The organism is Sediminicola arcticus (assembly GCF_040566695.1).
In the GTDB taxonomy this organism is placed as follows: Bacteria; Bacteroidota; Bacteroidia; order Flavobacteriales; family Flavobacteriaceae; genus Sediminicola; species Sediminicola arcticus.
This window is the reverse complement of record NZ_JBEXAE010000002.1, coordinates 600,825-623,856: the sequence shown is the minus strand read 5'-3', so window position 1 is coordinate 623,856 and position 23,032 is coordinate 600,825. Positions and strand designations below refer to the sequence as shown.

Below are 23,032 nucleotides of genomic sequence, written 5' to 3'. Positions count from 1 at the left end.
ATTTGTTTCCTAATATTTTAAAGAAAAAACTTGTTTTTTAACACAGTACCTATGATTCCGTTGTTGAGATTTGATGTTAATCAAATCGAGCTGGGAATCGTTCCGGATTAAATGTACGAAAACTTTTGAACTGTAGTAAATATGCTAAACAATGGATTATAGGCCTTGTTAGCAAAAGTTTTTTATTATTGATCAATCAATTTTGTCGCTTTTTCAATATATAAATTATTGTCATCCTGTAATGCACTCTCTTTTATTTCATAATCTAATTTTAAATCTTTTCGTTGTACGCTTTGATCATTTAGATAAAATGCTCCTGCTCCTGTAAAGTCGATTGTGGTACCATCGATGAGAAGTATTTGATTTCTATTCATCACCGCGCCAAAAGTTTGTTCTCTAATAGTTATACAGTTTGGTGATGCTTGAATATTCATTCCCATCCACTCTGCTTTACTTACCGTTGTTTGATCGACTAACAGGACTACTTTTCCCTTAAAATATGCTTTATGACTCTTCCCAGCTTCAAAAGGATTGTTTATGATACTCAAAGCTGTATTTGAAACAAAATCGCCATAAGTCGGTTCTATTGATTTAAGTGCTTTTAGAAATGTGGTTTTTTCTGGATAAAGGCGCTTAACTATCTCTGATGCGCCAATATTTTTTGGATAGTTTCTCAAATCTATAATTACGGTCATTACAGGGTTTGTTATGAAAAGTAAGCAGAATAAAAAGGGCATAGAATAATTTCTTAAAAACTAAAAAACGAGCTGTAAAAATGATTACAGCTCGTTTTTCATCGTATTGAACATTATTACTTAACTAAGGTTATTGTATAGCCTTCTGTCTCCAATAAGTCTTTTAAATTATTCTTAAATGGTAGCATATGGGTAACTCCTATGGCTATAAAAGAAGATTTATCTTTCATTAAACTTGTTAATTGTGGCAGCCATTTAATATTACGTGCCTCTAGCATAATTTTTTCCATTTCTGTATCTTCAAATTCTTCCAATTCTCCATAAATGCCTTTAATATCCTGATTTTTATAATATGTTATAATCTTATCAGATCTTTCTTTCGCTATTTCTGGATTTGTTATAAACTCTGTAATTGTTTTTACCTGTTCTGAAAGTGGTACTTTTTCAAATTCTTCTATTTGTTCCTCAATAGTTTCTAAACCAATAATAGTTTGATGATGCGTTTTTGAAAAATCAGCCAATTCTGCAGTAATATCATAAGGAGGAATGATTTTAGATTCAATTAAATTACTTATCATAAAAGGCTTGTATGCGCTTAGTCTCTTAAAATCAGCTCCATAATGTGTAACGAAGAAGTCATCTAACTTTTTTTGAGTAGCTTTATCAAATTGATTATAAAAATATTTTGCTCCTGCCTCATTTACAATTAATTGTTTAATTTTTGAAGCCTCTTCAGGAGTATTCTCCTTCTTCAAGTCTAATACCAATTGTTCGGTAGTTCTCAACACTTCATTTATTTCACTAATCATTTCTGAATTTTTATAAGCACCATTTACCCCAAAAATGTAGGAAGGCTTTGCTAAATCATTTCCACTTACTTTCCATAACAAATATGGCTTTTGAGAAACCTCTTGGGAGTATCCATTTTTAGGAATTAAAAAAGTAATTGTAAGGAATAAGATGAAAGCAATTCTTTTTAAGGTATTCAAATAATTATTCATAATTAAAAGGTTTTATATTTACCTCATAGGTTATTTGTTTTCAGCATTTATTACACTAAAAATATAAATTTTTAAAAGTGTAATAAATTGATGAAATGATAAACTTATATATTGAACAAACTATATAATGTGAATAAAAAAAAGAGTCAGAACTTCGATGCTTTTATAAAAGAATACAACAACGTGATTTTTAAAGTGTGTTATAGTTATACGGATAATAGAGAAGATTTTGAAGATTATTATCAAGAAGTATGCTACCAGTTATGGAGATCGATTGATTCTTTTAAAGGGGACTCAAAACTTTCTAGTTGGGTATATCGAGTCGCATTAAACGTATGCTTTCTTCAACTTAAAAGAAAAAAGCGAAATATTAAAACTTCAAATTTTGAATACATTGATATTGTCGATAATAATTCTAATGATAAAGAAGAAAGTATTCAACTACTTTATGCATCTATACGAGAACTTTTACCTGCAGAACGAGCTCTAATCATATTATTTTTAGAAGATAAAAGCTATAAAGAAATGGCTGAAATTTTAGGAATCACGGTTACAAATATTGGAGCTCGAATAAATCGAACAAAGAATAAACTAAAAAAAATAATAGCTTTAAAAGCTGATTAATTATGGATATAAAAGAACTATGGAATGAAGGTGCTATTTCATCTTCATTTATAAAGAAAGAACCTTCTTTTAAGGTTGAAGATCATAAAAGCATTGATATATTTATTGCCTTCGAAAAGAGGATAAATACAATATCTCGAATTAGTATTCCCTTGAGCGTGCTTATATTGTGTATTTATCTATATATAGGGTTTTATGAATTAGCAATTATTCTTATCCTAATCGTATTATTCTCTGCGTATATGAGTTTTAAATTTCTTAAGAGAATTAAAAAAAATAGATTTGTACTTAATCTAAAAAACTACCTTAAAGAGACTTCCAATATTCTAACTAATTATATTCGATTTAATCTTTACGGGATTCTATTTACAGCACTTGTATTAGTGCCTACTTTATATATTATAGGAATAAATTCATATTTTAACTCAATAAATTTATTATCCCTATCTCTTTTTAAAGAACACTCGGGATTATTTGTTGGTTTTGGTACTGGGATATTGTTATACGTTTTTATGTCATTATTCGTTTTACATAAAGTGTATTATCGCGCATTAAAAGAAGTGAACAAAGCAATTAAAAATTTAGATTCGGAGTAGCTCTAAAACTAAAAGAGAAGTTGAAGTATTGCCTATACTTTTTGAGGTATTAAACTAGTTTTCATTTTATCTAGTAGCACTTTTTTAAACTGTAAACCTATAGGAATTTGAGTATCACCGATAGTTACATAATCTGAGTTAATTGAATTGATCTTTTTAAAATTAACGATAAACGATTTTGTATTTGAATAAAATCATCATTTAAAATTGTTAATGCCACGGTAATACTCTCTCACCGGCCATAATTTTTTTTATCAAAAGCTTCCTTTGTCTCAATTAATTCCAACTTTTGATATTCTTTATTGAAATTAAATTTTCCGTCACTTATTTCGGGTTTATAATATTTTAATAAGCCCCAAATTTTAATGAAACTCTCATTTTTCCCCTTTTCATTTATTTAACTAAATGTGTTTTTAAAAGGAAGAAAAGACAGATTAATAAAATATATTTCACAGGTTGATTCAAATTTTTGCTAACGGTTTGTGTATGAAACGTAGCGTGTAAAAAGACGCTAACTTTTCGGATTAACACAGAGCCGAATTTTTATCTTTTGTTTTTATCTTTTCTATTCTAAAAGCCAAATTTAAAAATTTGGCGGTCTTTGTAAATAAGCATGAACCTCTCTGAAAGTAATTATTAGCTATTTTTTATACACGGTGTTGTGCTTGCGTTATTTTTTTAATTCTTTTTCAATGAGTATGATTGTTTCATTGGTTAATCTTAGTAAGCCATATTTAATCCATAATTCGTCCAAAGTGTTGAAATAATAAATTTGATATAATTTCGAATATGTTTTAGACGACTTTATTAGATTAACCAACTCGTCATCATTTTTTATAAAATCTGGGTGCATTGATGTTGGTTTTTGCACATAATACACTTCGGGGATATCTGGATAAGCTGAAAGACTTAAGACTAAATCAGTATCGATACTATTACTAATAGTTGTCAAATCGCGCAATTTATCACTTATCTCCTTTCTAGATATTGTGAAATCCCTTAACAAATTTATCGTGTGCTTTAAGCTGTCACTTAGCATTTCAAATTTACCTGATGATATAGTTCCCTCTTGAACAGAGTTTAATAATGATAAGGTTAATGGGAAATCCAAGTTAGAAGAATAGAGTCTTAGACTATCTATTGGCAATTCTATTGCACTTGCAGAAAAATTAATAACTTTATTTAGCCGAGAATTATGTTTATTCAATCCTGACAAGTGATTCTCTAAAGCTACTTTATTAGTCGAAAATTCTTGTTTCAGGGCGTGCATAAGTTTTTTCTTATCGTTTTCTAATTTTCTACCCTCATTCCAATTGTTAATAGAGAGGGCAATCAAAATTCCAATAACAACCAGCACAATTTCTCCGATAGCATATTTAAAGTACTTTCCAGTTTTGTTTTTTATTAGCAAGTTTTGTCTAATTTTTCTAAAGAATTTTATCATTGGTTAGCGGTTAGTCATAATGAAGCACAACCATTGTTGTGCTTTCGTTATTTTTTTTCTGAATTTTGTACTTGTTTGGCATTGTTCAGTTTATCCAAGAGGTCATTAGTAATCACAAGTATTTCATCATATATCCTATAACTATTAAATTGATGTGTCCACAATTTTTTGTAGCCATTATAAAATTGTTTGTTTTGAAATAATTCATTCAAATCTGATTTAAAAGGCACTCTATCTATATTCTGGGATTTGTTTGGCGAAGGTTCAATATCAGGATTATACCAACGAGGTCTATTTTTTATGTCATCTACTTTTTCAAGCTCTTTAATATAATAGTCCTTGTCCAAAACACCATTAGGCATAATTTCATCAACCATCTCGACTCCATTTCTAAAATAACTTTCTTCAATTCTTGTAAGATCTACAAGTTGACTTTCTACTTTTTCAACATAGGATACTATGTCATTTCTAAGTGCTGTGGCGCTTACTAAATCTATATTCCCTGAATTTATTAGTGATTTTAAATTACCTAATATTGGGCTATATTTTATAGTACTTCGGCTTCCTCGTAAATCATATGCTATAGAATCGTATGTTGGTTCTGTTTTCCAAAAAGCACGAAGTATCTTGGCGCATGTTGTTGCTCTACCTAAATGATACGCTTTCATTTCCTGTAGTTCTATTGTCGATTTTTCTAAATCGCTCTTAATCTGTATTAAAACTATTTCTTCTGCTTTCTTTTTATTTCGGTCATTATTCCATTCATTAACCTGTAAAGCAATCAAAATTCCAATAACTACAAGTATGATTTCGCCTATTGCGTAAAGTAAATATTTACCGAATTTGTTTTCAGTCAGAGTTTTTTGTCTAATTTTTCTAAAGAATTTTATCATTGGTTATTGGTTGGTCATAATGAAGCACAACGGTCTTGTATATGATTTGTGGCGAAGCGACAAATCATATTATTGTTTTTTAATGGGGGAGGTTTTTAAATGTAGGAATTGAAATTCATTTAACCAACTGAGCCATAAATTATATACGTTGTTAGCCTTTCGTTATTTTTTTAATTCAATTAATTCTTTCTCTATCGCTTCAACAACTTTTAATGCACTTCCTTTTGTTGGTAAATAGAATTCATCCAGCATTTGTTTATTATTAACTCTAAGCAGAATTATTAAATATTTAAAATTATGGTCTGATAATAATTCTTCATATGATTCTTTTTGGATATTTAATTTTCCAAAATCATCAAATATAAAAATGCGGTCTGTCCGGTTAGTGACTAATTCGTCGTATTTTTTAAATCGTTTAAGCTCATTTTCAATGGATAACAGATTGATGTAATCAAACTCATAAAGACGATTAATTTTCTCTCTTAAAAGCTTGTTTGAAATAATTGAAAGTCCTTTTTGCTTTGCTTCACTAAAATATGAATTATGAAGAGTTAAAATTAAGTCACTATTCGAATTTTGCCACAAAAGATCAATAAACGTACTATCTAACTCCCTCTTTTTTATTAAGTAATCAACAAGGTTCTTATTTTGTTCAATTGCTTTTTCATAGCTACGAATATTAAAGTTTATGTCAATTGTGTCTTTTAATATATCAGCCCTGACACCTTCTAAAATTTCGATTTCCACTAGTTTTTCTTTTCGATTCTCATTCCAATTATTAATTGAAAGTGCAATCAAAATTCCAATAACTACAAGAATAATTTCTCCGACAGAATATTTCAGATATTTTCCAGTTTTACCTTCTGAGAGTAAATTATGTCTAATTTTTCTAAAGAATTTTATCATTGGTTATTGGTTGGTCACAATAAAGGCTAACTTGTTTATATAGATGTAAAATACATCTATATACCACCAATATAAGAATAAAACCGATGAATAGTGTCGTTCTTTATTTTACACATCAAAATCATCTAAAGGGTTCTTTATCTTGTCCAGACTGGTCTTACTAACAGGGGTTTAAATCATGGTTGTATTGGGACTATTGTGTCCAAGTACTTCCTGAACTGCCATTATACTTTGGCCATTTTCAGGCGAATAGATATTAAGCATTGTCCTAGGGTATGGCGGTCCTATTCCGGCCTTTTCAATCAGCGTTTTTAGCACCATCCTGAATAAGAAAATAAAAGGCTAGTGAAAAATAAAAAAGGTCAAAAGGTCAAAATTTTGGCTGTTTTGTTCCTTCTCCAATAACCAGGGCTTCCGTGCACCAGTCCCGGAACTGACGGTCCGGTTTTTCGTTTCATTTAAAACATTTGACGCAAATACTTCACTAAAAATGGGCTTTCACAGGTCATTTGACGCAAATCATAGAAGGTTTGGAATTTCGAATAATTATAAACACCTGTAATACAGTTATTTATAAATAAAAAGGAGCCACTAACATCGCGCAGCGTGTTATCCTCTTGCTACTCCTTTTTATTTGCTTCGCTCCCAAAAACGGTAGCCCTCAACTTCCAATTCAATCCAAATTCTTACCATTATTTTTGGTGGCAAACGGTATTAAAATAAATGGAGACAAAAACACCCATTACTTATTATATCCGGTGCGCTTTCATCTTTTTTATGATTCGCGTAACTCAGCTTCCTTTTTTTTATTTGGACTTTCAAGAACCGAAAAACGGTTAAGTCTTCATTTTTTGTTCCCTTTACTTCCCATAGTGCCGTATGCGTTTCTCTATGGTCCTTCCCCTTCCAAGAACCGATTTGGGCAAAGCTTTTATAAAAAGAGCGAGTGTGCGAGCCAGGTTATGCAAAGCGTCCCCAAGCGGATCTTGATCCTTTGGACAATGGGAAACGGTTCCTTGGTAAGGGGCCTATGGAACCTAGCCTGTTTTTATCCATGGAAGAATCAATAACGTATGCTTCAACCTGATGTGGGCGAGTGGACTTGATCCTCTTTTCGGGATGATGTCAAAGACTATGTAGTGAACCTCTTTTCACGGAATGGAGTTTTTCGCGTAATGTAGGGAAACGTGGTGAATGGCACGCTCCGTCAGCGAGCTAATCCTCCATGCAAAAACTATAGATATAATTGACTCTTCCATTATGTCTTCAACTTAATTCGCAGGGCGTTGATGTCGTTCGATATCTTCGTATCGACCACACGTGCATAGATCTGTGTGGTCGAGATCTTATGGTGCCCCAAGAGCTTGGATACCGTTTCTATAGGTACACCGTTCGCCAAGGTAACCGTAGTCGCAAAAGTATGCCGTGCCGCATGGAAACTCAACCTTTTCCCAAGGTTTACGGCCTCGGCAATCTCCCTTAAATATTGATTGGTCTTTTGATTGGAGTAAACGGGCAATAGGATCTCTTGGTTGTCCACCTTGGGATGTGTCCGGTAACGCTCCAAAATAATCTGCGCCTCTTCCAAAAGGGGTATCCTGACCTGGGTATCGGTCTTCCTCCTTCGCATGTATATCCATTTACCTCCATCGATACCAGTCCGTAAGTGATCCTGTTTCAAAGCCTTAACATCTGCATAGGCCAGTCCGGTGTAACAGGCAAATACAAATATATCCCGTGTAACCTTTAAGGTACCCTGTTCGAATTCCTTGTCCAAGATCCTTTCCAATTCCTGCCGGTCCAGGTAGACCATGTCTACCTTGTCGAAACGCAGCTTGAAACGCAGGGTCGGATTCTTTTCGATCCATTCCAGATGAAGGGCTAGGCGCATCAACTTTTTGAAACGTTCCATATGCTTCATAACGCCATTGTTGTGCAAGGAGGGCTTTTCCCGTAAAAATCCCTCGAAACCCAAGGTAAACCCATAATCGATCTGCTTGAGATATATATCCAGACTTTTATGTTTGATCTTAAGATAATCCTTTAGGTATTTGGATGTGGTGGTATAGTTTTTCAAAGTCCCGTATTTCAGTACGTTTTTCATTTTACCGTTATGGTAATCCAGCAGGTAAACCAAAGTGTGATTGGTTACATCGTTACCAAGGTACCTGTCCTTCACTGTATCCGCAGTGATGATTCGTTGTTCCTTAAAAAGGTCCTCGTAGGCCTTGTAAAGTCCCGTCCTTGTGGTTTCTATTTTCCTGTTGACCAGTTGGCTTTTGGCACCGTTGCCCAGCATCTTTCCGGCGGGTTGGTTCCACTTGTTCAACGGAAGGTCGTGTTTCAAGCTGATCTCTTTTGACCAGCCGTTCACGGTGATACGGGAATACAACAAGGCTAGTTCGGCACTGTTTTTCTTTTTACGGACAAAAAAAGAAATGGAGAATGTTAGGTTCGTTCGCATCGTATATGCTTTTTAAATGAAACAATGATTTTATACGAAAGTCAAACTACCCATCTGCCAATGGCAAATCCTGTCCCTAAAATACAAAAAAAAAGCTCACGATTAACTCACGATTAACTCACGATTATAATGAAGCTAATTGTGTTAAATCAGAGCACAAAAAAAGGTAACTATATGGTTTTCATATAATTACCTTTTATATAACATATTCTGGTATGTTAAAAAGTCGGGATGACAGGATTTGAACCTGCGACCCCACGCCCCCCAGGCGTGTACGCTACCGGGCTGCGCTACATCCCGAATCCGATTTGCAAAAATAATAAGATACAGACTATTTACAATGCTCTTTTTGTAAAAATAAAAAAGATTCTCTTTCGGTTACTTTCCTTCCTTAATTATATTCTCCAACAATGTTGCGATTTAATCTTAGTTGATAGTCTGCTTTATTCTAAAATTGTTCGGATTGTCCTTTGTCTTTCTAGTATTAGTAAGCGCTCTTGCATTGTAGATTGCCTTATTTTTGATCACTCCTACCTAGTAACTCATAATCACCGTACAGAAATTGGTAGTATCACATGCATTTACGGCATGGAACCAAGAACATGCAATGTTCTATAAGCCAAATACTACAAGTAATCTATACATTATATGCAGAACCTTTCATGCTACCGCTTGGGTCAATGACCTATATTCGTGCAGAGAGAAAAGAATCTAACACCAAATAATATGAAGCTTATGACGGGCATAATTAAAAATTCATCGGCACATCAAGTATAGTTTTTACGCTTCCCCATAAATAGCAGCAATTTCCTCACTATATTTTTCTCTTATTACCCTTCTTTTAAGTTTTAAGGTAGGTGTAAGTTCTGCCAAAGACCCATCTTCATGAATGGGCAACCAAGGAGTGGCTATAAGTTTAAATTTCTTTATCTGTTCTATATGACCAAATTCTGGATTGTAACTATCAATTACTTTCTGATATTTCCGGATTACCTTTTCATTCCGTATCATTTCCTCTAAGGTGGTCCACTCCATTTTTTTATGGAGGCACCAATTTTTTAGTGCTTCTTCTGAAGGTAGTATCAAAGCGGAAACAAACTTTTGCTTATCCCCTATCACCATCATCTGTTCAACCAAAAAATCTTCCTTGATCCGATTTTCAATAGGTGCAGGAGCTACGTACTTGCCCCCTGAAGTTTTCAATAATTCTTTCTTCCTATCCGTAATCTTAAGAAATTCTCTTCCATCAGGTCCTTTAATAAGTTTTCCGATATCACCTGTACAAAACCATTTTTTACCATTAATTGTCTGGAATACCTCGGCATTTATTTCAGGTTTTTGATAGTACCCTAGCATCACATTTGGGCCGTGGGCCAAAATTTCTCCTTCATCTTCCTTATACTCTCCAGAATTTGTATCGATTAACAACTCCACGCCATCAATGGCATACCCAACCGTTCCAATCATTGCGCCATTTGGCTCCAAGCTATTACCAGTTAAGGTCGGCGAGGTCTCCGTTAACCCGTATGCTTCTCTAATAGGGATACCTGCTGCACAAAAAACACGTAATATTTTAACGGGGCAAGGGGCGGCACCAGTAATGACCTGCTTTACATTACCGCCTAAAGCTGCCCTCCATTTACTAAAAATCAATGTATCTGCCACCTTCCATTTCAAACTTGCCATAATAGATAACTGCTGGTCTATCTCGTAATCATCGGTTAGGTCCAAAGCCCAAAAAAATAAATTTCTTTTAACACCTTCCAATGCCAATCCTTTATTATAAATAGCCTCATAAATCTTTTCCAATAACCTAGGAACTGTTGTAAAGGCGACTGGACGAACCGCTACCAAATCCCCATCCGGTCCACTTAAATTGTTTGTCCCACAGAAAAATACCGAAACTCCCTTAAAGCAATAACAAAAAGAAACGGCTCTTTCATAGATATGGCATAGTGGAAGAAAACTTAATACGTTTTCTTGGGGTTTAGCAACTAGTAATTCTGAGGTGGCTGTAACAACATGCATAATATTGGCATGACTCAGCATAACTCCTTTCGGTTTTCCCGTTGTTCCCGAGGTATAGATTATCGTAACCATATCTTCTCCGTTGATTTTGGATTGGATACTTTCTAAGCTAGAAATACCTTTGGTGTCAAAAATAGTTTCCCAAAAAGGGGTACCGTTCAACCCATCAAAGGTGTAAATGTGTTTTAGGGTAGCTACTTCTTTTTGAGTTTTCGATAGTTTATCAAACAAATCCAATCCCCCACAGAAGGCTGCTTTTACCTCAGCTTCATTTAAAATATATTCATATTCAGAGACGCTGATAGTAGGATATAAGGGAATACTAATCATTCCTGCCATTTGCACAGCATAGTCCATGATAATCCATTCTGGCCTATTTTCATAGGATACAATGGCGACCTTATCTCCTGGCACAAGTCCTAATTTAAGTAATCCCGCTGCCGCCTGTTCCGCAGTGTCTTTTAATTTTTGGGTGCTGTAGGATTCCCAATTTCCATCTTTATTCCTTCCGCTAATGGAAGCTTCTAACGGATTATTTTTTAATTGATAATCGAGTAAATCGAAGAGTCTGGTCATTGTTTGGTTTTTTTTAACAACCCTGAATATACAAAATAAAGCGTACTAATTCATAAGGGGTAGTTAAGGTATTGGTTAGGTATTATTCAAACATAATACTAATAAATTCGGCCACACAGGCTGGTTTGTCAGCCTCCTCAATTTCCACTGAGCAGTGCCATGTGACTTTGACACCATTTCCGGGATATTCCTCAATAGTAGCAACTTTCCCATGCAATCGCAACTTGCTATCCACCATGACGGCATTTGGAAAACGAACCTTATTCAAGCCATAATTCACTCCCATTTTTACAGATTTAACCTGCAGAAGGTCTCCTAGCATTTTGGACAATAGGGATACCGACATAAAACCATGTGCAACTGGCTTTTTAAAAGGGGAATATTGGGTTGCCTTTTCCACATCCACATGTATCCACTGAAAATCTAAGGTGGCTTTGGCAAAATCATTTATCATTTCCTGTGTGATGGTAATCCACTCCCCCATCGGCAGTGCTTTTCCTTCGTAGGCACTAAATTCCTTTAAATCATTTAAAACCAGTTTAGCCATTTTTTCTATTGTTTATCGTGAAGTTCCTCCGTCAATGGTCAAGCAAATTCCTGAAACAAAACGTGCCTCTTCAGATGCTAGGTATAAATAACCATAGGCTATATCAATAGGTTGTGCAACCGTTTTTAAAGGAATGCTTGCCTTGATAGCCTCAAGGTGTTCCTCCGGAATGTTGTCGACCATATCGGTCATGGTAAAACCGGGAGCTATGGCATTTGAGGTTATTCCATATTTACCTAGTTCCATGGTCCAAGTCTTGGACATGGCAATGACACCTGCTTTGGTTGCTGCATAATTCGTTTGACCAAAATTACCTCTCAATCCCACATTGGATGCCGCACTTACAATTCTTCCATATGTATTTGCCTTCATGTACGGTGCAACTGCCTGCGTACAAATGAACACCCCTTTCAGGTTCACCGCGATAACAGCGTCAAATTCATCCTCACTCATTTTTTCCAAGGTGCGGTCCCGTGTTATTCCAGCATTATTAATTAAGATATCAATTTTACCGTATTTGGAATTCACCTGTTCAAAGAGTGCTTCTACAGCCGATTTATCGGTTACCGAAACGGTATGGAATTCTGACTTACCACCGGATGCACTTATACTGTTGGCTACTTCTTGGCCTTTGGGAAGCAAATCCATGATAATCACCGTAGCACCCTCCTTTGCGAACAGTTCGGAAATGGCCTTTCCAATTCCCTGTGAACCTCCTGTTACAATCGCTATTTTATCCTTTAATCTCATATCGTTTAGTTTCACTACTTGTTATTATTATTTTATAAGATTTGCACAACCATTTTCCCTTTCACCTTTCGGTTCATCATTTCCTCCAATCCCTCTTTAGCGTCTTCTAAGGGGACTATTTTATGAATATGTGGTTTTAACTTCCCTTCTGCATGCCATTGCATTAGGGTCATGGTATTGGCCATATTTTCCTTGGGATATTTCATTGCGAACCCGCCCCAAAAAACACCAACAATGGATGCTCCTTTTAGCAAGGGAAGATTTAATGGTATCTTAGGTATATCGCCCGTCGCAAAACCTACAACTAAAAATCGACCGTTCCATGCGATGCCTCTAAGTGCTTGTTCGGAAAAGTCGCCGCCCACAGGATCGTATATCACATCAACACCTTTTCCATCCGTTAGTTCCTTAAGGGTGGATTTCAAATCTTGGGTGGTATAATTAATTCCTTCATCGGCGCCATACTCCTTACATAGCTCTAGCTTTTCTTGGGTGGACGCTGCTGCGATTACCTTGGCTCCCATTAATTTCCCCAGTTCAATAGCAGCCAGGCCAACCCCTCCAGAGGCACCCATGACCAAAAGGGTCTCCCCTTCCATTAACTTTGCCCTATCTTTTAATGCATGATAGGAGGTGCCATAGGCCATCATAAAGGATGCCGCTACCGGGTAGTCCATTTGGGGAGGTTTAAGAAAACAAGCGTTTCTTGGCACGATAACTTCTTCCGCCAAGCCTCCATGTGCCACAAAGCCAAAAACGGCATCGCCCACCTTTAAATGGGTCACGCCATCGCCAACTTCCTTTACTACACCGGCTATATCGCTTCCTGGAGTAAATGGTAGTTCTGGTTTAAATTGATACAAGCCTTGAATGATTAGCGTATCAGGGAAATTTAACCCACAGGCCTTCACCTGTACTACTACTTCCTTTGGGCCTGCATGCAGGGAATCTATTTCCTCCAATTTCAAATTAGAGGGTGGGCCGTATGTTTTACATCGTATTGCTCTCATTTTCTATATTTTCCTCTTTTATATTAGATGGATCCAGAATAGTCTCAATCCTCAATAACCTTCAACACCAATTTACCCAATTTATCGCCAGAGAAAAGTCGATTATAAGTCTCTGGGAAGTTCTCTATTCCTTCATAGACATCCTCACGGGTTTTCAACGCACCTTCCGCCATCCATTTACCCATTTGTTGACCGGCTTCCCCATATCTTTCAGCCCAATCAAAAACTACCATCCCTTGCATAGTAGCCCTATTCACCAATAAAGAAAGGTAATTGGCTGGTCCTCTCATATTTTGCTTGTTATTATACTGGGAAATTGCCCCACAAATAACCACCCTTGCATGCATTCGTAATCTTCCCAAAGCAGCATCCAAAATCTCTCCTCCAACATTATCAAAATAAACATCCAACCCTTTTGGACATTCTTGCTTCAACCGCGCCGATACATCTTCATTTTTATAGTCGATGCAAGCATCAAAACCTAAATCCTCAATCACATATTTACACTTATCCGCGCCACCAGCAATGCCAATTACAGTACACCCCTTTATCTTTGCTATTTGTCCTACAATACTTCCCACGGCGCCAGCTGCGCCAGAAACTACGACAACATCTCCTTCCTTAATTTTGCCCACTTCCAAAATACCAAAATAAGCGGTCATTCCAGGCATTCCCAAGGTGCCAATATACGTGGGCAGTGGTGCTAACTTTGGATCAACTTTATAATATCCTTTTCCATCCGTTGCAACATATTGTTGTACACCACCATGGCCTGAAATAAAATCCCCTACCTTGAATGTTGGGTTATTTTTGGCTTTTATGACCTCGCCTACCGAACCTGCGCGCATAACAGCCCCAATTTCTACCGGCGCTATATAAGATTTTCCCTCATTCATCCAACCACGCATGGCGGGGTCAAGAGAGATATAATGATTTTTTACTAAGACCTGCCCTTCCTCCAGTTCCGGAATAGGGTTTGTTTCTAAGGACCAAGTGGAAGCATCTGCCGCTCCTAACGGTCTCTTTACAAATATCTGTTGTTTATTCATCTTGTTTGATTTATCTATTTTTTGTTTTTATTGGTAAAACTTTCTACATAAGCCTTCATCTTGGCTCTAATTTCGGGTTTCCACCACAATATGGACGCTTCTTTTAATGCGTTCTCCGCATTTAAATCGAGTTTATCCCATAGGTGCTTCCGTAATTTTTTCTTGGTATTTATCAAGATTTCCTGATTTGCTTTCAAATAGTGCTTCATCTGTTTTTCGGAACGTTCCAAAACAGCATCCAAGGGAACCAATTCATCTATCAGACCAGCAGCCAATGCTTCCTTTCCGTTCAATAATTTCCCTTCCAAAATATAGCGATGTGCTAAACCCTCACCCATCCAGAAGGCATAAATTTCTGTGAGGTTTTGACTGATTTGAATATTAACGGCCACCTCGTTCAGGCCAATGACATAGGTGTCACCTTCCGCCATATAACGATTATCGCTAGTAACGGCCAAAACACATCCCCCAGCTGGAGAATGCCCCGTTATGGCTGAGATAAAAGGTTTTTTAAACTGTACCAATTGCAGATACAGCCCTCCAAAAGCAGTAAAAAATTCCTGTATTTGCTTTTCGTCGTATTGATACAATTCAATCAAATCCAATCCTGCAGAAAAATAGTGGGGTCGTCCCGTTAAAATTACGCCCATCACCGCAGGGTCTTCTTCCAACTTCTTGAAAACCTCGGTTAACTCGTTCACCATCTCCAGGTTTATGGCATTTACCTTTCCCCGGTTCATTTGAACTATAACATAGTTTTCCTTTTCCGTAAGTTCTAATGTATTCATAATTTAGTTTTATAAGGAGGTTCCTCCGTCCAAGGTTATTGTTTGCCCAGTAATGAATTTGGAATTTTCAGAGGCCAGCCAGCAAACAGCTTCTGCAATTTCCTCGGCTTCTCCAAACCTGCCCATAGGTATCATTCGTTTTAACTTATCGCCCATATCTGGACTTGCGGCGAGTAATTGTTCCAACAATGCCGAATGGGTAAACCCAGGGCACACTGCATTGATTCTGATTTTCTTTCTTCCATACTCCAAGGCAGCCGATTTTGTCATTCCCACTACTGCAAATTTACTAGCGGAATAAGAAAGGTTATTTCCCGAAGCCTTTAATCCCGCCAAAGAAGCAACATTCACAATGTTACCATATCCCTGTTTTAGCATCTGTTGTATTGCAAGTTTCATACAATAGAATACGCCGGTTTGGTTCACCGCTATTACATTATGCCAATCTTCAAGGGTATGATCTGCAGTCTTTGCCTGTTGTTTGCCTCCTATTCCGGCATTGTTCACCATGACGTCCAGACTATCATATTTTGCTATTACTTTCTGCAATAATTCATTCACCTGCTCAAACTGGGTGACATCCGTTGCCAAGGCCAATGCCTTACCCCCATCATCTCGAATTTCACTTGCTACCTTTTCCGCACTTTCCAAATTGATATCAGAGACAACGACTATGGCCTTATGTGCACCAAAAAGTTTTGCCGTGGCTGCCCCTATCCCACTACCAGCTCCTGTAATCACCACTACTTTGTCTTTCAAATTCATTTTTTCGTTTTTGCTTGTTCTACTATTTTTGATTAGGTGTGCAATGAATTAATCGTGAATCTTCCAATGCTTGCTCCCTTAATTCTGAAGGATATCCATCGGCCATTATCATGTTCATGAAATCGGTAACGGAATTGTATTTTATGATAAGTACATCATCCCATAAGGTATCTTCTTCAGGACCTATCAACATATGCTTTGGCGATCCGTAAAACACTATTTCCGCATTCGCTTTAACAAAAAAGGGAGTCGCTTGTCGCATATATTCGGTGTAAGATTCCTTTCCCGTCATTCCCCTTTCAGGCACCAGAACTTTATATTTTAGCATATTTAGCATGACCACAGAATCCTTGGATTGGTTATTTGCAAAGTCTGATACTTGCCCAGGATTCATTTTCAAATAGTATTGCTCGTCCATAGTTAGTACAAATTATCTATTTGATTTTTCTGAATAGCCTGCCATGCGGTATTACAACATAGAGCAGAAGCCTTATTTAAATTCGCAAACTTGGGATCACTGGTATGGCCATGTTTATATCGATAATAAATCTGTTGGGCGATAACTGCAATCTTAAAAAGTCCGTAAGCAAAATAGAAGGTTAGGTTATCTATATTTCTACCACTTTTTAAAGCATATTGCTGCACGATTTCCATTCGTGAGGGATTGCCCTCCATAACTGTTGGGGAGCGTAGCCCTTGTTTCATAAACTCTGGATCATTAGCTGTTGTCCAATACCCAAGTGACGTTCCCAAATCCATCATCGGGTCACCAAGTGTACACATTTCCCAATCTAAAATGGCTGAAATCTTCTTCCAACTATCATCTTCAAAAACCACATTGTCATATTTGAAATCGTTGTGAATAAGGGTATGATCATACTTTTTAGGTTGATTTTCACTCATCCACTTCATTACCTTTTGTGCTGCCGGCACTTCATCGGTTGCCGCGGCCAGATACTGCTTGCCCCAATTATGTACCTGACGTTCTACGTACCCTTCTGGTCTTCCCAGTTCTGAAAGTCCTGCAGCTTTATAATCGATATCGTGAAATTCTGCAAAGGCATCGACCCAAGTATCCGAAATGACTTTAAATTCCTCGGGGGAAACTTGTTTACTAAGGGCAGATGAAGCCGTTAGAATCTCTCCATTGACCTTCTCCATAATATAAAATGGAGCTCCCATAATTTTGGGATCCTCATTAAAGACATATACTTTAGGACTCTTGTCATAAACAGGATTTAACTGCTGTAGTACCCTAAATTCACGTCCCATGTCATGCCCGCGTTTGGGCGCTGCAAAGGGCGGTCTTCGCAGGACGTATTCCTTGTCCTCAATTTGAATTAGGTAGGTTAGGTTGGAATAACCATTGGTGAATTGTTTCACTTTCAATTCGGTATTCACATTGGTTATTAACGCTTGTTTTAGCAAAAAATCCTTAAGCTTAACCTCATTGATTTCCTCCCCTTCCCGTACTGGTTTTAAGTTTTTTTCGCTAGACATTCGAATCTTTTACATACTTGTATATCGTACTTTTCCCTAGTTGACTCATATGAACTTCATCCGGACCATCGGCCAAACGTAGCGTCCGTGCCGCGGCAAAGAAATGTGCCAAGGGGGTATCACTCCCAACTCCCTTTCCGCCTAAAATCTGAATAGCTCTGTCTATAACCCTCAAAGCCATTTGGGGCGTTACTATTTTTATCATGGCAATTAAATCCTTAGCCTCTTTATTTCCTACTTTATCCATTTTATCAGCTGCGGACAACACCAACAAACGGGTCTGTTCAATCTCACAGGCAGAAAGGGCTATATCTTGTCTTACACTACTAAAAGTATCCAAGGTTCTACCAAAAGGTTTTCTTTGCACTGTGCGTTCCGACATAATTTCCAAAGAACGTTGCGCCATACCAATCAACCGCATACAGTGATGAATACGGCCAGGACCTAAACGACCCTGTGCTATTTCAAAACCTCTACCCTCACCTAATAGTAAATTGGATTTGGGTACACGAACATTGTCCAAAATGATTTCAGCGTGACCTTCAGGCGAATCGGTATACCCAAAAACACTCAGTGCTCTTTCAATCGTTAAACCTAGGGTATCCATAGGTACCAAAATCATACTCTGTTGTACATGCCGCGGTGCATCAAAATCAGTCTTCCCCATCACGATGGCTATTTTGCAATTGGGGTCCATCGCACCGGAAGACCACCATTTTCTACCATTAATAATGTAGTCATTCCCGTCCGAAATAATGGCGGTTTCAATGTTGGTGGCATCGGATGAGGCAACCTCAGGCTCCGTCATTAAAAAAGCCGAACGAATTTCTCCGTTCAATAAAGGCCTCAACCATTTTTCTTGTTGTTCTGGAGTACCATATTTGGCGAGTACCTCCATGTTTCCTGTATCGGGAGCGCTACAATTAAAGATTTCAGACGACCAGATGATGCGCCCCATGATTTCTGCCAAGGGGGCATATTCCAAATTCGAAAGCCCTGGACTAAGTTCCCCATACGAAGCAGGAAGAAAAACATTCCAAAGTCCAGCATCTCTGGCCTTTTGTTTTAAGGCTTCCATTCCAGGCCAACGTTTCCAACTATTTTCTGGATTTTGATGGAACAACTCCACCTCCTTTTCAATAGGGTGAACATGGGTTTCCATAAAACCCTTCAATTTTTCTTGAAGTGCTATTGATTTATCGCTGTAGTCAAAATTCATAGTTCATTTTTATTAACCCGAAATTAAATAACCTCCATCCGCAGCATACACTCCGCCCGTCATGTAGGAGCCTGCATCGGACGCCAACAACATGACTATTCCAGCCATTTCATCAGGTTCTGCAACCCTTTTCAAAGGAATGATACTGGTATATTGTGCTGCCAGTTTTTCATCAGACCACAGACTTTCACTGAATTTTGTTTTAATCAACCCAGGACAAACCACATTGGAACGGATGCCGTATCGGCCCCACTCCTTTGCCTGGTTCTTCGTTAGCATAATCACCGCAGATTTCGTCATACTGTAAAGCCCCAATCGAAATCCGGGATGTATACCTTCAACCGATGCAATATTGATAATGCTACCACCACCATTGGCTTTCATATGCGGCAGCGCCAAATTGGAAAGTATCCAAGGCGCCTTAACGTTTACGTTCATGATTTTATCGAACACATCTTCCCCTGCCGATTCCAATGGTCCGTAAAACGGATTTATGGCAGCGTTGTTGACCAGGATGTCTATTCTTCCATAGGCCTCCATCGTTTTGGCTATCAGTTGCTCCCTTTGGGTGGCGTCACCAATATGACATTCAATTCCTATTGCTTCTAATCCAGCTTCATTAAACTCCTTCGCCACGGCATCAACAGCCTCTTGTTTTCTGCTACTAATTACCACTTTGGCCCCGTTTTCGGCAAGACCCTTGGCTATGGAAAGTCCTATCCCCTTGCTTGAACCTGTGACGATGGCCACTTTTCCCGTAAGGTTAAATTTTGATTTTATAGTCATTTTAGTTGTTTGTTATTGGTCTTTGGCTTTTGGTTATTGGCTCTAATTTATGCAAACACCTGCTTCTCTGTGTTCAGTGTCAATGCTTGTTTATCCATCAATATCTCAGAAAGCCCTGTTGTTTTGGGGAGTTCGTATTTAAAATAAAACTGCATGGCGTGGATTTTGTTTTCGTAGAATTCAGCGCTAAAATTAGTATTTCCGGAGATCAATGCTTTTTGTGCTTCACGACCAATATCTAACCATTGCCATGCAATGATGATAGTACTGAAAAATTCCATGAAGGGTGTAGCATCTGCCAGGAACCGCTGATAATCACCCTTCATTGCATAACCCATTAGGGATTGAAGCACTTTTTGGGTTAATTCTAGTTTACTGCCTAATTTTTCTGCCAACGGTCTCAACGATTCGTGCACCATACTTTCATTAATAGAGTTTCTAATTTCCTCAGAAAGTAACTGTAGTGCTTTCCCGTTTTCCATAGTGATTTTTCTTCCCAAAAGATCTTGGGACTGTATACCCGTAGTACCTTCATAAATGGCGGAAATTCGGATGTCTCGTAAATACTGCTGTAAAATATAATCAGAACAGAAACCATAACCCCCAAGTACTTGAACTCCATTATTAACAGAAGTAATGCCCATTTCAGAAGGGTAGGTCTTAACTACCGGGGTTAAGATTTCCAACAACAATTTGTATTTTGCCCTACTTTCTGCGTCTGGAAGCGATTGCGAAAGGTCTTGATAACGAGAGGTCAAAAACACCAGACTTAAAGATCCTTCAGTAATCACTTTTTGCAAAAGCAGCATTCTGCGTACATCGGGGTGATTAATGATAAGGGTTTGTTCTTGGGAGGCATCTTTTTTACCTGTGCGTTGCAGCTCCCTACCCTGAGGTCTTTCTTTAGCGTAGCTAACTGATGCATGATATGCTCCTGTAGCAATTGCAGCAGCTCCACGTCCAACGGCAATCCTTGCGCCATTCATCATGAGGAACATATATTTTAGACCTTGATTGGGCTCTCCTACCAGCCAACCGGTACAGTCTTCTTTATCCCCAAAGAACAAGTGTGTGGTACAATACCCTTTTTGACCCATTTTTTGAAAATCACCAACCGTGGTGACATCATTATCTTCCAAGTTACCGCCTTCATCTAGTCGGTTTTTTGGCACAACAAAAAGTGAAATACCCTTGGTTCCTGCAGGCGCTCCTTTGATGCGGGCCAAAACCAGGTGTATAATATTTTCGGCTCCTTTATAATCTCCTCCAGAGATGAATATTTTTTGTCCGTTTATTTTGTAGGAGTCACCAACAGGAACAGCGGTTGTGACAATATCTGAAAGTGAGCTTCCGGCCTGTGGCTCGGTGAGGCACATGGTACCACCCCATTGCCCAGCTATCATTTTGGGCACATAGGTATCCTTAAGGAATTGATTCCCAAAATGCACGATCAATTCTGCTGCTCCGATCGTAAGGCCTATGTAACCGGGTAAGTGATTATTGGCCGCCTCCTGAATAAAGGCAGAAGCATTTACTGCCATTGAGGGCATTTGCATGCCACCAGCCTCATAGGAGAACGGACCTGATAAAAACCCCATTTCACCCCCTTCTTTCATATACTTGTTTACCTGTGGATGAACAATAATTTCCCCATCCTTAAAGTGAGCAGGGTTTTCGTCCATCTCCTTAAAATAAGGGTAGAGTTCCTTATCTGAAAAATCCTTTACAGAGTCGAGCATCATGGCAATAGACTCCTCATCGTATTCGGCAAAGCGTTCTTGTTGCAGTACCTCTTTGAGATCATGAACGTTAAACAATAAAAATTTAAGGGTGTCCATTTCTATATAGGTATTGGCCATAACAATTTCTTTTAAAGATTAATAAGATTCAAGTTAGGATTAATTCCTAGGAATCTCATTAAACTAGTTTAATAAAAATTGAAAGATAATACCTGATAAGAATATTGTATTTCACAGAGAAAGGTATTTACATGTTTGCTAGCCCTATGTTTATTAGACCAAACGTAAAAACCTACCCCTTTCCCAAACGTTTCCGAAGTTTTGAAAGACCTACTGGAGTTAGTCCCAAATAGGAAGCAATCAAGTATTGAGGCACCCGCTGAAAAAGGTCTGGACGTTTTTCCAATAATCGTAAATAACGTTCCTCGTTGCTACGACTATTTAGACGCTCTACTCTGGTGAAAATTTTCATAAACGCCTCCTGCATGGACAATCGACCAAAACGCTCCAACTGGTGCGACTTTTCAAAAGAGTTCTCCGCATCGGATTTTTTTATGGCGTAAACTATTGTGGCCTCGGAAGCCTTTAGATAATAATTGGAAGGAGTGCCCTTTACATAGGCCGGTAAGTCAGTAAAAAAAATATCATCGGTATAAAATTCCAATACTTTTTGCTCACCTTCGTCCAACTTATAATAATAAATACACCCTGTAGCTACATAAAAAAAGTAATGAACCAATTGCCCTGGGATTACCAACGTATCGCCCTTTTTTAAATCCATTCGTTGGTAGAATTGCATCTGATCCTGTAACACTTTATCGTTTACCTGAGTATAAGATAAAATCTTTTGCTTTAAACTCTCAAGATGTGTTGTTTGGAATATTGTTTTCAAGGGGTATTTTTAAATAGGAAAGAAATCCATGATTAATATTAGTCGTTCTGCCATGGCCATTGGGTATTTTGAATCAGATACATATTGACTGCCTATCTTGTCGATGGAAAGTGGCATAAAGGCCTGCATTACTATTTCGGATTCGAACTGCTCTTCAGCAATCATTTCAGCGTTATATTCATTTACTTTTCTGAAAAATACTAATTTATGTAACTGCTAAAAAAATAAAAACCAAGTTCGTGAATAAATTATAAAAACTATGTACTCTTGATAGGTTTAATGATTTTTTATTAACGTAAGTATTTCAAACCTCATTTTTATAAAACTGCCACAACTATTTCTGTAACTTATTGTTACTGAATTCTCCACTGAAAATTACTGCCTTTTATAAAGTATTAGATGACATCAAATGAATGTATTAAAAACAAAAAAGCCAGACAGCAATGTCTGGCTTTTTTTAGTCGGGGTGGCAGGATTTAATAAAATCGCATAACACCCTATAATTCAACGTTTTAAAACAATATTAACTTTGTATGTTCACCTAATTGTACACTAAAGTTAAAAAGAACTATTTAAAAACAAATTTTGTTTGTCTTTTGAGGGTGCAAATATACAATTTAACTTAAAATAATATAATTTATATTAATGTTTTTTAGATCAAGATTAAAAAACAACAAGTTCTAATCATAGGGAACCTATAATACTGGTGTTCATTCAATCTATACTGGCATTTTTCTGATCCATTCGCTGGTGACATTGG

Annotated in this window: 22 protein-coding genes and 1 tRNA gene; 2 read left to right on the top strand and 21 right to left on the bottom strand. The window is 37.4% G+C overall.

All coding sequences use genetic code 11. From position 1 onward, the window contains the following. Window positions 1-185: 185 nt before the first annotated feature. Window positions 186-695: a S41 family peptidase gene (locus ABXZ36_RS06620; protein WP_354614707.1), complete on the bottom strand. Its 510-nt coding sequence runs from the start codon at window positions 693-695 to the stop codon at window positions 186-188. Window positions 696-811: 116 nt separating this feature from the next. After that, on the bottom strand, window positions 812-1,696 hold the full coding sequence (locus ABXZ36_RS06615; RefSeq protein WP_354614706.1) for a TraB/GumN family protein: 885 nt from the start codon (window positions 1,694-1,696) through the stop codon (window positions 812-814). Window positions 1,697-1,825: 129 nt separating this feature from the next. Here ABXZ36_RS06615 and ABXZ36_RS06610 point away from each other — a divergent pair, with 129 nt between their 5' ends. Then, complete coding sequence (locus ABXZ36_RS06610) at window positions 1,826-2,320, top strand: RNA polymerase sigma factor (protein ID WP_354614705.1); 495 nt, start codon at window positions 1,826-1,828, stop codon at window positions 2,318-2,320. Window positions 2,321-2,322: 2 nt separating this feature from the next. Then, window positions 2,323-2,916 carry a hypothetical protein gene (locus ABXZ36_RS06605; protein ID WP_354614704.1) on the top strand — a complete coding sequence of 198 codons (594 nt, stop codon included), beginning with the start codon at window positions 2,323-2,325 and terminating at the stop codon, window positions 2,914-2,916. Window positions 2,917-3,586: 670 nt separating this feature from the next. On the opposite strand, the gene ABXZ36_RS06600 is transcribed toward ABXZ36_RS06605, so the two are convergent. From ABXZ36_RS06600 to ABXZ36_RS06510, 19 genes are all read right to left on the bottom strand, one after another. Further along, complete coding sequence (locus ABXZ36_RS06600) at window positions 3,587-4,360, bottom strand: DUF6090 family protein (RefSeq protein WP_354614703.1); 774 nt, start codon at window positions 4,358-4,360, stop codon at window positions 3,587-3,589. A gap of 47 nt (window positions 4,361-4,407) precedes the next feature. Further along, window positions 4,408-5,253, bottom strand: coding sequence for a DUF6090 family protein (locus ABXZ36_RS06595; protein ID WP_354614702.1), 846 nt, complete (start codon window positions 5,251-5,253; stop codon window positions 4,408-4,410). 162 nt (window positions 5,254-5,415) lie between these two features. After that, a complete protein-coding gene (locus tag ABXZ36_RS06590; protein ID WP_354614701.1) occupies window positions 5,416-6,159 on the bottom strand; it encodes a DUF6090 family protein in 744 nt (247 codons plus the stop codon). Between the two features lie 1,258 nt (window positions 6,160-7,417). Further along, window positions 7,418-8,623, bottom strand: a complete 1,206-nt coding sequence (locus ABXZ36_RS06585) for a site-specific integrase (RefSeq protein WP_354614700.1) — start codon at window positions 8,621-8,623, stop codon at window positions 7,418-7,420. Window positions 8,624-8,849: 226 nt separating this feature from the next. Continuing rightward, window positions 8,850-8,923, bottom strand: a tRNA-Pro gene (locus ABXZ36_RS06580). 480 nt (window positions 8,924-9,403) lie between these two features. Then, the gene (locus ABXZ36_RS06575) at window positions 9,404-11,227 is read right to left on the bottom strand and encodes an AMP-dependent synthetase/ligase (protein WP_354614699.1); all 1,824 of its coding nucleotides are present in this window, start codon (window positions 11,225-11,227) and stop codon (window positions 9,404-9,406) included. 82 nt (window positions 11,228-11,309) lie between these two features. Continuing rightward, window positions 11,310-11,774 carry a MaoC family dehydratase gene (locus ABXZ36_RS06570; protein ID WP_354614698.1) on the bottom strand — a complete coding sequence of 155 codons (465 nt, stop codon included), beginning with the start codon at window positions 11,772-11,774 and terminating at the stop codon, window positions 11,310-11,312. Between the two features lie 12 nt (window positions 11,775-11,786). After that, window positions 11,787-12,524 carry an SDR family NAD(P)-dependent oxidoreductase gene (locus ABXZ36_RS06565; RefSeq protein WP_354614697.1) on the bottom strand — a complete coding sequence of 246 codons (738 nt, stop codon included), beginning with the start codon at window positions 12,522-12,524 and terminating at the stop codon, window positions 11,787-11,789. Window positions 12,525-12,556: 32 nt separating this feature from the next. Further along, entirely contained in the window at window positions 12,557-13,534 is a 978-nt protein-coding gene (locus ABXZ36_RS06560; RefSeq protein ID WP_354614696.1) for an NADPH:quinone oxidoreductase family protein, read from the bottom strand. A 44-nt stretch (window positions 13,535-13,578) separates the two neighbouring features. Then, a complete protein-coding gene (locus tag ABXZ36_RS06555) occupies window positions 13,579-14,583 on the bottom strand; it encodes an NADP-dependent oxidoreductase (protein WP_354614695.1) in 1,005 nt (334 codons plus the stop codon). 14 nt (window positions 14,584-14,597) lie between these two features. Continuing rightward, window positions 14,598-15,371 (bottom strand): enoyl-CoA hydratase/isomerase family protein, encoded by a 774-nt coding sequence (locus ABXZ36_RS06550; RefSeq protein ID WP_354614694.1) that lies wholly within the window; start codon window positions 15,369-15,371, stop codon window positions 14,598-14,600. Window positions 15,372-15,380: 9 nt separating this feature from the next. Continuing rightward, window positions 15,381-16,136 (bottom strand): SDR family NAD(P)-dependent oxidoreductase, encoded by a 756-nt coding sequence (locus tag ABXZ36_RS06545; protein WP_354614693.1) that lies wholly within the window; start codon window positions 16,134-16,136, stop codon window positions 15,381-15,383. Window positions 16,137-16,158: 22 nt separating this feature from the next. Then, window positions 16,159-16,554 carry a hypothetical protein gene (locus tag ABXZ36_RS06540; protein ID WP_354614692.1) on the bottom strand — a complete coding sequence of 132 codons (396 nt, stop codon included), beginning with the start codon at window positions 16,552-16,554 and terminating at the stop codon, window positions 16,159-16,161. A 2-nt stretch (window positions 16,555-16,556) separates the two neighbouring features. Continuing rightward, a complete protein-coding gene (locus ABXZ36_RS06535) occupies window positions 16,557-17,636 on the bottom strand; it encodes a phosphotransferase family protein (RefSeq protein ID WP_354614691.1) in 1,080 nt (359 codons plus the stop codon). Continuing rightward, the gene (locus ABXZ36_RS06530; protein ID WP_354614690.1) at window positions 17,629-18,855 is read right to left on the bottom strand and encodes an acyl-CoA dehydrogenase family protein; all 1,227 of its coding nucleotides are present in this window, start codon (window positions 18,853-18,855) and stop codon (window positions 17,629-17,631) included. Before ABXZ36_RS06530 ends, ABXZ36_RS06535 begins: the two co-directional genes overlap by 8 nt. A 12-nt stretch (window positions 18,856-18,867) precedes the next feature. Continuing rightward, complete coding sequence (locus ABXZ36_RS06525) at window positions 18,868-19,641, bottom strand: glucose 1-dehydrogenase (RefSeq protein ID WP_354614689.1); 774 nt, start codon at window positions 19,639-19,641, stop codon at window positions 18,868-18,870. 47 nt (window positions 19,642-19,688) lie between these two features. Next, on the bottom strand, window positions 19,689-21,500 hold the full coding sequence (locus tag ABXZ36_RS06520; protein ID WP_354614688.1) for an acyl-CoA dehydrogenase family protein: 1,812 nt from the start codon (window positions 21,498-21,500) through the stop codon (window positions 19,689-19,691). A gap of 172 nt (window positions 21,501-21,672) precedes the next feature. Beyond that, the gene (locus ABXZ36_RS06515) at window positions 21,673-22,272 is read right to left on the bottom strand and encodes a Crp/Fnr family transcriptional regulator (RefSeq protein WP_354614687.1); all 600 of its coding nucleotides are present in this window, start codon (window positions 22,270-22,272) and stop codon (window positions 21,673-21,675) included. 9 nt (window positions 22,273-22,281) lie between these two features. Next, complete coding sequence (locus tag ABXZ36_RS06510; protein WP_354614686.1) at window positions 22,282-22,437, bottom strand: hypothetical protein; 156 nt, start codon at window positions 22,435-22,437, stop codon at window positions 22,282-22,284. Between the last annotated feature and the right edge of the window lie 595 nt (window positions 22,438-23,032).